Raw genomic sequence first — 13,780 nt, 5'->3', positions numbered from 1 at the left:
ATCTTGATTAGTAACTGTTTGTTGGTGTAATTTTCTTCCTAAAACATCAAAAACAACTACTTCTGAAATTAACGCTGAAGAATTTAAAACAATTCCATTGTTTGAAGTGTAAACTGTTAATGCATTTTCATCAACAAAATCTTCTCCTCCCAAAGTTGTGTTTTTGTAAACCAATTCAAAACGATTTTCAAATGTTCCTTCTTGTGATGTAAATGAATAAGGACCTTGTTTGATATTGTGGATAACATTTGTATCCGTATCTTTTACAAAAACATCCTGATTAACAAACAATCCATCAACATTTTCTAACGAAATAGTATAGTTTCCTGGTACTAGAACCTTTAATCCTAAAGGTACAATATCCTCATCAGTAAAAGGCAATCCTTTTCCTTGAATTACTAATTTATCAGCATTTAAAACAGAGTATAACATCGGTTTAGAATCATCTAAAATTCTTCCATCTATTGCGTTGTCAAATCCTGAAGTCGCACCATCTGTATATCCAACTAAAGTTTGATTGTAAGAAACATTAGCATCATTTAAGTTTAACCAAATTCTATGTTTTTCTGTCACAGATGTTGTCGCATTTGAATTTCTGTAAAACTGTGTAGAAACAGAAGCATTCTCTCTCAAATCGTTTGCAAAATTTACATTATTTGCTGCAGCACTTAACACATAAAAACCTTGTCCAGTTTGAATAATTCCATTTGGAATAATAGCACTTCCGAAAGCGGCTGCACCACCTAAAGTTGTGTAAGAGGCAAAATTATTTTGCGGGTAAACGCCTCCTGAAGCTGGAGTTGTATTGGTCCAAAAATAAAGCGTTCCAACAGATGAGTTATCTAATAAAAACTTATCTGCATTAATTGGTGATGGATAAGGATTTCCTAAAAGATTATAACCTACTCCAACATTTTGAGAAACAATTCCATTAATAGGAGTTCCAAAAAACTGACCATTATAAGCCGATGCAATAGTAGCCGGCCAGTTATCCGCAACACGAATCATATACCCTTTACCTGAAATGAAATTATTCGTTGGAGTAACTGATTGATAAGCCGTTGGCGTAGTAGTTCCTGTAAACAAATACTCATAAAAACGAGTACTAATTGTATTTGGTGAAAAAGCCAATAATTGTTGACCCGACACAGGTGATGACCATGCAGTATAATCTAATCTTCTCATCGGAGATGAAACTCGCTTAACTGTTATTAATCCTGTGTTTACAGCTGTATCATTTAATTGTCTAAGAGCTGCATTATTTTCAACTGTTAAGCTTCCTCCTGCATTTACTACAACATTTCCTCCAACAATTAAAGTATGATTAGGGTTAAAAACAACATTTGCTCCACTTGAAATTGTTACCGAACAAGCTTCCACATTAGATGAAGAAGAATAATTACCACTGATTGTCACGGCGTGTAATTTTGTTGGCACACCACTACTCCAAGCAGTTCCGTTCCATGTAGTTGTGAAATCTCCACAAATAAGTCCCGTTGCAGGACCAACAGCATAACCACCTCTTAAATTAGAATTGAAAGTAGCTTCAAACGTAACATTTGTACCAAAAGTACCTATTGTAGCTGGAACTTCAGAAATGGTAAAACTCTCATAGTTAGCTGAATTTACGGAACTAATACTATTATCAACCACTTTAATAATTCTTAAACTAGTTCTTGATTTACCTGTTGCGGCTTCCCATGCAGCTACTTCTGCTTCTGTAAAATACAATTTAATTGTAAAATTACCCGATGCATTATCATTAGCTGGATTAACGTAAAAAGTTTTTGACAGAACTCTATTTGGAGCTGTCGTATCTATAAAATTAGCTGTTGGAGCACCTACAGAAACTTGACTTCTATTAACCTCCACTGTGGTACATCCATAATTAAAACTTGCAGCGCTAGTTATATTTGCCATTACTCTTCCAGAAGTAGTATCAGATGTATAGATTGTACCTGATGATGGGAATGTAGCTTGATAGCGCGTTGGGTTATTAACTTCTGTTTGAACATTTTTAGTAGCTACTGCTTGTAAAAGAACAGTATCTAACAAAAGTAATCCCACATTTGTTGTACCTGTATTATTATGTCTAAACACAATATACCCTGTTTGACCAGCTAAAGCTAACAAATTATAAGTTCTTAATTGTGATGTATTCTCATTAACCACAGCATTTGCTTGAATAACAGTTCCTGCTAAAATTGCGGCTTCATTGGCAATACTTGTTGTAAAATAAACACTATAATTTCCTGCATTTCTAGTTTGAGCAGTATTATCATAACCTGCTACTATATAAGAAAAAGAAACTGATGATGCATTTGAAGGAATAGTCACTTGAGGACTTATAAAATAATTGTTTGGATTTGCATTAGTCGCACTTCCACTTAAATAAGACAGTCTTTTCTCAGAAAAAGCACAAGTACCTGATATTGTATTTGGAGCTGTTCCGATTCCATCGGCATTAACCAACCCCCAATTTCTACCATCACCATCGGTATCTAACAACAACCATCCCGCAGGATCTTCAAAATCTTCGTCAATTAGATTTAATGTTTCAACTAATGTTGGAGCCACATCATCATTTATGATAGTTAATGAAAAAAGATTTCCTTCTGTATTCATAACAGCATTTCCACCATTAGCATTAACCGTAAAAGAAATAACTAATTCTTCGTCTATTTCTTGTACTCCATCATTAAAAATTCTAAACACTAAATTTTGATCTGCTGTAGAACCTGAGTTAAAAGTAACCGTTGGTGTCATTATTTGAATATCTGTAGCATTTGCTTGTGATGAAGCATCTATGAAGAAGCTTACAACCGCATTAGCTGAAGCAGCTTTATCTATATTTACAGGCACTGTAAACTCTGTATAACCACAACCATTTCCTTCGATTATAGATTTTGCAACTCTTTGTTCACAAACTTGTCTTTTAAACTGAATATAAGGAACTGAGACTGGGTTACAAACTGTAGAAGTTAACAAATCATCTCTTCTTGGAGAATTTACAAGTACTGCCAAAATTCTATCTTTCTGATCTTGAGTAAAAATATTCATACAAGCATCATCACTATAATCCATATAATTTTGAACCTGATCATTATAATCAACAGGAGAGTCTACACAACTATTTGTCGTTGGACATCCAAAATTTGCGGCATCTGATAAAGGAGTATCATTACAAAAATCATCTACACCACAACCTCCGTCACCCCAAATATGACGTAATCCAAACATATGTCCTACCTCATGAGTCATCGTTCTTCCTTTATCGTATTGAGTTCCTCCATAGTTACCCGTTGGAAAAATTGTTCTTGAACCCCAAGTATTAAAACTACAAACTACTCCATCAGTAGAAGCCTCTCCAGCTATACAATCAGCGGCTGGCATTCCTTCTAAACCTGAGCCTGTTGGAAATTGCGCATATCCTAATACACCTGCTAAATCACCACCAAAACTAAAAGTCCACATATTTAAGTATTTGGTAGGATCCCAAATTGTATTTGCTTTTGCCGTTTCTACAGCAGCATTATCAAAACTAACAATACCAAGATTTCTCCTATCAATTCCGTTTGTAGGATTACCATTTGGATCTATTTGAGCCATACAAAATTCAATAGTTGTATCGGCACCTACAGGATTTGTATTATATCCTGGAGTTCCCACCATTCTTCTAAAATCTTGATTAAATACCGTAATTTGAGACAATACTTGACCATCTGCAATGTTTTCATTGGAGCCAATTGCATCTCCGTTATGAATAACATGAACTACAACAGGAATAGTAATCACTGAAGGCAATCTTCCTAAAGTTCTTAATCTTTTTATTTCCTGAATTCTAGGCGCCAACCATCTTTCAAAATCTTCATCAGATGGAGCTAATCCAGCTTTTTGTTTTTGTTTTGTGTATTCACTAGTAGCACATCTTACAATGCCATTTGGTGAAAATTGTCTGGCTCTATTGACCGATTCAGAAAAATTAGAATCTAGAGAATTTTCTCGAGAATTTGAATTACTGATTAAAGAATTTGAATTATTTTTTTCAATTATTCTTTTAGATTGAGCGTTTATAACTTGAAAACACACAAGCATAAACACTACAATGAATAAGTAGGTCTTTTTCATTATTTTTTAATTTGGGGAATTAATAACAAACATAATAAAGATTTTGATATTTAACAATTATTAATAGAATTTAACAAAAAAAGCTCGGTAAATACCGAGCTTTTCAAAAAATATTATTTTTATTAATAAATTACTTTCTTAGTAATTACTTGACCGTTTGACAATGTTGTTTTCACTAATAAAGCTTGGTTTGATTTTACTATTTTAGAAACAACAACTTCTTCTTGATTAGTAACTGTTTGTTGGTGTAATTTTCTTCCTAAAACATCAAAAACAACTACTTCTGAAATTAACGCTGAAGAATTTAAAACAATTCCATTGTTTGAAGTGTACACTGTTAATGCATTTTCATCAACAAAATCTTCTCCTCCCAAAGTTGTGTTTTTGTAAACCAATTCAAAACGATTTTCAAATGTTCCTTCTTGTGATGTAAATGAATAAGGACCTTGTTTGATATTGTGGATAACATTTGTATCCGTATCTTTTACAAAAACATCCTGATTAACAAACAATCCATCAACATTTTCTAACGAAATAGTATAGTTTCCTGGCACTAGAACCTTTAATCCTAAAGGTACAATATCCTCATCTGTAAAAGGCAATCCTTTTCCTTGAATTACTAATTTATCAGCATTTAAAACAGAGTATAACATCGGTTTAGAATCATCTAAAATTCTTCCATCTATTGCGTTGTCAAATCCTGAAGTCGCTCCATCTGTATATCCGACTAAAGTTTGATTGTAAGAAACATTAGCATCATTTAAGTTTAACCAAATTCTATGTTTTTCTGTCACAGAAGTTGTCGCATTTGAATTTCTGTAAAACTGTGTAGAAACAGAAGCATTAACTCGTTGGAAATTTGAGAAAATGGCTGAACCAAAATCATATGCTTTCACATAAAAACCTTGACCTGTTTGAATGGTTCCATTAGGCATTGGTCCACCTGCTGCTGCTGCTGTCCCTCCTAAAGTTGTATAACTTGCATAATTATTAACCGGATAAACTCCTCCACTTGCTGCTACAGTATGTGTCCAAAAATATAGAGCTCCAACTGTTGTTTCATTATCACTTAAGAATTTATCAGCATTAATTGGTGAAGCATAAGGATTACCAATTAAGTTATATCCAATACCTAAGTTAACTGATAAATCTCCATTAAAAGGAACTCCTGCAAATTGTCCGTTATAAGCAGCTGGAGTAATTGAAGACCAATTGTTATCAACACGAATCATATATCCTTTACCTGAAGTAAAATTATTTGTTGGTGTTACTGACTGATAAGCAGTTGGGGTAGTAGTCCCTGTATATAGGTATTCATAAAAACGAGTAGCGACTGTATTAGGAGAGAATGCTAATAATTGTTGTCCAACAACTGGTGATGACCAAGCAGTATAATCTTGACGAATCATTGGGGTTGAACTTCTCTTAACTAGAATATTTCCTACATTTATAGCTTGTTCGTTAATTTGACGTAAAGCCGAATTGTTTTCGATGGTTAATGTCCCTGTTCCGTTTACCGTAACTTCATTACCAACAATTAAGGTATGTCCTGGATTGAAAACCACATTAAATCCACTATTAACAATAACTGAACAAGCTTCTAAGTCAGCAGTTGACGAATAATTTCCGTTAAATATAGCAACCACATTTTTTAATGGTGTTCCGTTTGACCAAGTAGTTCCATTCCAAGTTGTGGTAATTACCCCACATGCATTTGGAGATTCAACAATTTCTTTATAACAAATTTGAATTGAAAAACTATTAAGCACACCATCTCTTGCATCTGCAGTTACATCTGCAACTCTAAAAATCCAATTCCCTAGCGAACTTTGACCATTTAATACATTTAAATCACCTGTTGGTCTCATGGTTCCAAAATTATTATCTGCACCACAAGCAGCCGCTGTTCCAGATTGACTATCCCATGTTCCAATTAAGTCAGAAACAGCATTAGAACAACCTCCATCAGTAAACAATTGAACAAAAGTTCCTGCTGGACTATTAATTGCTGCATATAACTGGTTTCTTCTTGAATGAGTTACATTCGTAGTTACGTTAACGTCTGTAATCACAACATTATCTGGAATATTCAATGCAAAATTTTGATATGCAAGAGGTGTTTGATCCGTAATAACATTTCCTGTTGTTAACGTTCTTGTGTAGGTATTACAAACATCATTTACTGTATAACCAATAGCAAAATTTTGCGTATTAATTGCATAAAAATCATTTGCTGTTGGTTCAATCAAAATTCTACAAAAAGGTGCAGAAACATTTGGGATAGTAACGGTTTGTGTTCCATCATTGGCAGTATTAGCAACTAAAACTACAGGATATGTTTGACCTCCATCAGTAGAAAGTCTAATGTTCACATTTGCTGCCCCTGTCATAGTATTGGTAGCATTAACTGACCAAGTAACTGTTTGAGTAGAACCTTGTGTGTAACTTATTCCAGCCGTGTTTTGTGAAGTAACAAGAAATGGTCCTCTTGTGCTATCAAAAGTAACTGCCGTGTTAGCACTTTCATTATTACCTGCGCCTGGATTATTATCTCTAACAGTCATTCTAAAATTCAATGTTCTGTTAATTGTTGGGATAATTTCCCATTGATTTCCAGCAACTCCATTTGCCACATGATCTTCTAATCTTGGGAAATACCTTGTTCCATTATTTTTTGGCATAAAAGAACGAAAATTGGCACCATCAGTTTTTGTTCCTGAAGGATAAGATGCTGCCGCTCCAACAGTTGTTGCATCGTTAACCTGTTCCCAACAATATGACAAAACATCTCCAGCATTCGCATCTGTTGCGGTTCCTGTTAATTTAAATGCCGTTCCAATTGGCAATGTTTTTGTAGCTGGCGCAGAAGGAACTGGCACAGCGTTACCTGTATTAATTAATACAGGACAAGTCTTACCTTTTATATTATTTGTAATTTGCTGAATAGAACCTGCATGAAAAATAGGAATTGAATGCGCTGCAACATCTGTAGCTCCAGTAATTCCAGCATAACCCATAATGGTTACTCCAGAACCTGGCTCCATATTCACCGCATTATTTTCTGCACTATGAGAAAAAGTGTGATTTCCACCTAATTGATGCCCAATTTCATGAGCTACATAATCTATATCAAAAAAATCTCCTTCTGGTCTACCATCTGAAGGGGAAGTATAACCTCTACCCTTTGCATTATCTGTAGAACATACACATCCAATACAACCAGCATTTCCACCACCTCCATCGGCACCAAAAAGATGACCAATATCGTAATTTGCATTCCCAATAACCGACTGTAAAGTTGCTCCTAATTCATTATTCCAATTACCTAAATTAGCGGCATCTGAATATGGGTCTGTTGCAGGATTATAATAAATGACATTTACAGTAGTTGCAATTAAAATCATTGTTGCATTAAAATCCATTTCAAATACAGCATTTACTCTTGTGTAAGTTCTATTGTAAGCAGCTAAAACTAAATTTACCTGAGCCGCACTCGTAGCACCAAAATAGTTTGAATATTCAGCCGTACATGATTGAGCCATTCTAAATGTTCTTAAAATACCATCATCGGCATTATTTAAAATAACGTTTTGATCCGCTTCTCTATTTAAAACTTGTCCAAACTGTTGCACAGCATCCTCTGTTGTACATATGAAATCAGATTCTTTTTTGGCATGAACTCTATCGAAAACAATCATTGTTTTATAATCCATTGAAATTGGATCTATAATATAAGTTGAACCTTCTGAGCCTGAACGAATTAAAGCACTTACTCCATTATAAGGAGAAACACTAAAACGAATTACATTAGATGGATTGTTAACTCCTTGACCCGCAAAAGATCGGATTTCAGGAAATTGATTTTGTAAAGTTTCTTCAAATGTAGATGCTTCAGTAATTCTAAAGTCTTCTACTTTTCCATTTGGCATAGGAAAAGAGACAATTACATTTGAAACACCTGTAAACTCTCCCCTTACAGGAACATTAACAAGTTGTGATTTGAATTTTTCGTAATCAAAACTAAAAAGTTTATACTGTGTAGGTAAAACTTCTTTTCTAAGTTTTCCTTGAGTAAACTCAATAGAATTATTAACTTCAGACCATGCCAAATTCTTCTGAGCTGAAGAATTTAAGGCAAAGAAAAATAATAAAAAAAATAGTACTATTTTTTTCATAACATTGCGATTTGGGGTTAGGAAGCAAACTTATAAAAAAAATGTCAAAATATCTTAATAAAAACAAAAAAAACCAGCTATTAAATAGCTGGTTTTAAAATAAATATCATGTAATTAATGTAAAACTTTTCTAATCACTTGTTTTCCACTTTCTAAAGTAACATAAATGATTAAAGCACTGTTTGTTTTAATTATGTTATTCAAGGATACATTTAAAGAATTTACGTTTTGCTTATTATCAATTAATCTGCCTAAAACATCATAAACCTTAACATCTTTTATCGTTTCCTTTAAGGATGTTATTGATAAATTATTTCCGCTAGTTACAATTACAGAATTATCAAGATTTTCAAAATCTTCATTCCCCAAAGTTTCGTTAGTGTAACGTAACACAAATCTATCATTAAGAATTCCAGAAGTTCCAGTAAACGAATACGGATTTTGTCTTAAATCATGAATAACACCTAAAGTTTTATCTTCTAAATAAATGTTTTGTCCTCTTTCGAATAAACCATCTACTGCAGCAATAGCAATTTTATAAATTCCATTTGAAGGTATTTTAACTCCCATAGGAACTCTATCTTCTTGCTCAAATGGTAATCCTTTACCTTGAATAGCCATAACTTGATCATCAATTAAAGAATAGAAGTTCTGAGTTAATTTATAATCTGTAAATGCATCAAACATTCTGTCTTTTCCTGCTGTTGCGCCGTCTACATAAGCTACTAAAGTTCTAGTCGTTTCATTTGTTGGACTTACTAAGTCTAACCAAATTCTATGACGTTCAACATCATCACTAGGGCCTGCATTTGTAGTATTTGCATTTCTATAAAAATGACTGTTCGAATAATTTTTACTTCGCATTGCATTGTTAAACAAAGCTGTTGAAGTTGCTGCTGCTCCTGGATTCATTAAAACAAAGAAACCTTGTCCAGCTCCAATAACACCAGGTGCTCCAGGTCCGCTTGTAGCTCCTGAACCATTTAATGCAATGTAATCACCTGCCGTATAATTTGAAACGAAATTGTTATAAAAAGGATCTGATATAGCTGTGGTAGGTAATGTACCATGCGTCCAAAGTCTAATAAAACCATCAAGTTCAGTATTCGCGGTTAAGAATGAATTAATGCTAATTGATGATGGATATGGATTTCCTAATAAATTCCAGTTATCGTCAGTAGCTAAACGCATCACTCCATTTGGACCAGCAGTTCCTGCATTTAAATTATTTCCTCTAGCAATTGTAGGGGCATAAACTCCATTATTTGGAACGCCATTATTAAAAGTAGCCGTCCAGTTTTGATTTGCAGTATTACTAAACCCGTTTGGAGCTCTTACAATATAACCTTTTCCACCCAACATTGCTGTTGAAGCATTTACCCAATTTCCTTCTCCTCCATTTGGATTTAAAATAGTTGGATTCCATTGCCAATGATAATATGCTGGTGTTAATGGTGAGATACTATTTACATCAAAACCACTAACTGGTGACGACCAATACACATAATCTTGAAGTTTTACCGAAGCTATTCTTTGGTAAGAAATATTTCCAGTGTTAACACCTAAATCGTTTACTTGTACTAATGAACCGTTATTGAAAACATTTAAAGTACCGTTGTTTGTTAAATCATTCTGAACTAAAACAAAATCATCTGCTTGAATATTTAATGTAAATGTTGCATTTACTAACAAACTACAACATTCAAAATCACCATGAGTTGTGGTGTCGTAATTTCCGTTGATTGTTGCAAACGTTGAAATTGTTGGCGCACCATTTGACCAAGTTGTTCCATTCCATGTTGTTAAAGAACCTCCTAGACCAATAATTGTTGCATTAGACGCCACAAAACACGTTGCAACATCTTCCATTACTTGACAATAATATTGATATCCATCTAATCCAACTACACTAGAAATAGTTAAACTTGAATTTGTAACTCCAGAATAAACACCCGCATTTGTAAGTGCTGTCCAACCTGGAGCACCTGGAGCAGAAACATACCATTGATATGTTAATCCTAAACCACCAGCAATTGCCTCTGTTCCTGTAACAGTTAATACCACACTATTAGTTGAACAATTGAAATTATAATTTGGAACAGTAGTAATAGGAGGATTTCTAATACCTTCATAACTATCAATTAAACTATAATCATCACTACAAGCATTAAAATCGATAATATCCCAATCTGTAGCAACAAACGTTGTACTTGGAAGTGGAGATGCTGTAGCTTTACGTTTAAAGTCATATCCAGCAGAACCTAAACCTAATGAATTTATCCAATTAGTTCCATTACATACTCCCCAAGTATCTATTATAGTTCCAAGTTTAGCTAAATGAATACAGTCATTATTATTTACACCACTTGAAACGTCATTTTGATCTGCTAAACTTCCATCACCACCAGGCACAGCACAAGAACTACCTCCAATACTTGTTGCCAAAGTAAATGAATCTCCAGGAGCTAATAAGCCTGTTAAAGGAATATCATCTCCAGTTCCACTACCGTTGTTACGGATATAAATCTCGTAATCTGTCATGTCGATTGTTGAAGAAGTGGCGTTAAAAACCTCTATGTAAGATAATGAACCCGTTGATGCGTCAGTAACTTCAGAAATAAATAATTCTGTAATTCCAACTGCAGCAGGAGCACAAGTTGTGTTATCATCTACAATTACTGTAAACGAAGAATAAGATAAATTACATCCACCAGCATCCTGAATAACAATATTTCCCGATGTTGCGTTTGCAGGAACTGTTGCTTGAATCAATGTATTAGAAACCACTGTAAAAGTAGCTGGTAAGGCACCAAAACTTACAGAAGTAGCCGTTGTAAAACCGGTACCATTAATAGTTACTAATGTAGCAACCGGACCTGAAAGTGGCGAAATAGAACTTACTGAAGTTGTTGGAGTACATGTTATTCCGTTTCCTTGAATGCTAAAATTATAAGGGTTTTCATCACCATCATTATTTGCAATAGATATTGTTGCTGTTCTTAATCCTAATCCTGTTGGCTGAAAATCTATTTGAAAAGTTGTAGAACCGCTTCCTGCAATTGTTCCTGATGGCACTACCGAAACTGTAAAATCTCCTGCATTTGCTCCAGAAATGTTTACAAACGGAGACGCACCAGTTAATGCTAAAGGATCTACGCCAGTATTTTGAATTGTAAATGTTTTAGTAACAATATTTCCAACCAAAGTTGAACCAAAATCGGTATCGTCAGTTACTGCTGGAGTTGTATCTCCATCAATAATTTCATTTCCATTACCAGAAACTAACATTTCTACTGCTGGTGGTGTACCACAGAAAACCATGACATTATCAATCGTTCTTTCATTTATTCCCGAAGCTCTTGCATCAATAAATCTTATATGGTAAGTCCCTCCCATATATGCACTTAAGTCAACAGTCTCTGTTGCACATGTGGTTGAAATAGAAGTTATAGTCGTAACATTAGTCCAAGGAGCTGCACCAGTTGGTGAAACTTGAATCGTTAATGCCCATGCTGTTCCATCACCACTTCTTCTTTTAGAAAAAACTAAAGTTTGAGGATATGCAATTGCAGGGGTAATAGCAGCATCTCCAACACCGTTGAAAACCATCCCTTGTGCACCATCACATGGTTGTCCTAAGTAAGTTATACTTGACATAGTCCAACCAGAAGGTGCGCCAGTTTCAAAATTTGCAACTAAACACGGTGCAACTCCAATAGTAATTACTAAAGTTTCAGTATCTGAACCTGCAGCATTTGTTGCTGAAATAGTCACGTTGTATATTCCTGCAGTAGTTGGAGTTCCTGAAATAACTCCGGTTGTTGTATTAATAGCTAAACCAGCAGGTAAACTCGTTGCATTATAACTTGTAGGCGTATTTGTTGCTACAATGGCATAACTAAAAGCTACGGTTTCATTTCCTGAAGCCGTTAAACTACTTGTAATTACAGGCGCACTTATTCCATTTCCTTGAATAGCGAAAGTATATGGGTTTTCATTGCTATCATTATTTGCAATGCTTATAGTTGCCGTTCTTAAACCATCTGCAGATGGATCAAAAGTTACTTGAAAAGTTGTGCTTCCAGAAGCTGCTATACTATTTGAAGGAATTGCAGTAACTGTAAAATCTGCTGCATTAGCTCCTGAAATAGTAACATACGGACTAACTCCTGTTAAACTTAAAGCTGCTGTTCCTGTATTTTGAATGGTAAATGTTCTAACAATTGTTCCTGAAGCAGTTGAAACTGAGCCAAAATCGGTATGGTCTGCTAAAGCAGGTGTTGCATCTCCTGAAACTATTGAAACTGTATTTCCTTGAAGATTGATTTCAGGTATTAAAGTGGTAAAATTCCCAACTAACTCAACTAAATTATAGCAATTTCCTGTGTTATTATATTCATAAACCGCAAAGTGATAAGTGGTACCTGCAGTTAAAGCAGTTAAATTTACTGAATTACCTGTACCATTATAAACCACAAAATTCCCGGTTCCAATTTGTGTACCAGAGCCAAAAGCAGCATTTGCGGTATAAGTAGTCCCACTAACTGGATCTGCATTTACTGCTCCTCCTAATCTTGCTACTACTAAAACATTATCACCATTTCCTCTTGTCCAACCTGTAGTTGCTGTAGTTTCAGCAATTGAAGAACTTGTGAAAACTGATGCTTGTGTAGTAGGAGCTGAACAACCAGCTGGAACTGTCCAAGAAACATTCAAATCATCTATTGCCAAACCATGATCACTACCTGTATGATCAGGGTCTTCCCATTTTAACATTATATAATCTCCTGATGCAAGACTTAATGAAGGTATTGCAGTTGAAGGAACAACTACTCTATTTGCAGCTAAATTACCATCAAGAGCACCCGCAGCTGCAGAGTTTTGTGGACTAATAAAATTTAAAACTGTTACTGCTGTCCATCCAGTATTATTGTTAGGAGTTAAAGCCGTAATCGGACTTGATGAAATTCTATACCAAAATGTAATAGTTTGAGCTGTTACATTTTCCCTTCTCCATTGTTCTCCAGTGTATGCAACAGATAAGTTCGTAACAGTTGTACCTGATGTATTTCTAAGTAATAAACCATGAGCAAAACTACCAGCAGCGGCGTTTCCAGAACCAATTGAACCTAAAGCTCTTTCTGTAGATGGCGCAACTGCACCAAAACTATATAAATTTCCAGCGGTGGTAGTTCCTGTATTTGATGCATAGGTGGTCCCTGTTCCAGTTCTTTGTGAATACCAACTTGCAATGGTACTATTGTCAACCCAAGTAGGGGTTCCAGTATTTGCTAAAGTATTAAAATCCTGAGTATAATTTCCAGATGTAACTATATTAACCTGTCCCCACCCTAAAACCGAGCAAAATAACGCAACAATAAATAATTTTAATTTCATAACTTTGAATGAAAATATTAGATTTGGTTAAATTTCGCCTTCTTTGATTAAAAAAAAGCCTACAAAGATAAATCATAATT

3 protein-coding genes are annotated in these 13,780 nt (G+C 34.6%); all 3 read right to left on the bottom strand.

Annotation, left to right across the window (positions count from 1 at the left end; genetic code table 11):
- Positions 1-4,128: M43 family zinc metalloprotease (locus C8D80_RS08495; RefSeq protein ID WP_162845050.1), on the bottom strand; the 4,128-nt coding region annotated here is incomplete at its 3' end.
- Positions 4,129-4,250: 122 nt separating this feature from the next.
- Positions 4,251-8,303, bottom strand: coding sequence for a reprolysin-like metallopeptidase (locus C8D80_RS08490; protein WP_133609328.1), 4,053 nt, complete (start codon positions 8,301-8,303; stop codon positions 4,251-4,253).
- Positions 8,304-8,417: 114 nt separating this feature from the next.
- Complete coding sequence (locus C8D80_RS08485) at positions 8,418-13,700, bottom strand: choice-of-anchor D domain-containing protein (RefSeq protein WP_133609326.1); 5,283 nt, start codon at positions 13,698-13,700, stop codon at positions 8,418-8,420.
- Between the last annotated feature and the right edge of the window lie 80 nt (positions 13,701-13,780).

The organism is Flavobacterium cheniae (assembly GCF_004363695.1).
Lineage (GTDB): Bacteria > Bacteroidota > Bacteroidia > Flavobacteriales > Flavobacteriaceae > Flavobacterium > Flavobacterium cheniae.
The sequence above is the reverse complement of the archived record's forward strand: the minus strand, read 5'-3'. Positions and strand labels throughout refer to the sequence as shown.

Coding starts and splice junctions, on each gene's coding strand:
- C8D80_RS08485 (WP_133609326.1), bottom strand. CDS start 13,700: ATGAAATTAAAATTATTTATTGTTGCGTTATTTTGCTCGGTTTTAGGG.
- C8D80_RS08490 (WP_133609328.1), bottom strand. CDS start 8,303: ATGAAAAAAATAGTACTATTTTTTTTATTATTTTTCTTTGCCTTAAAT.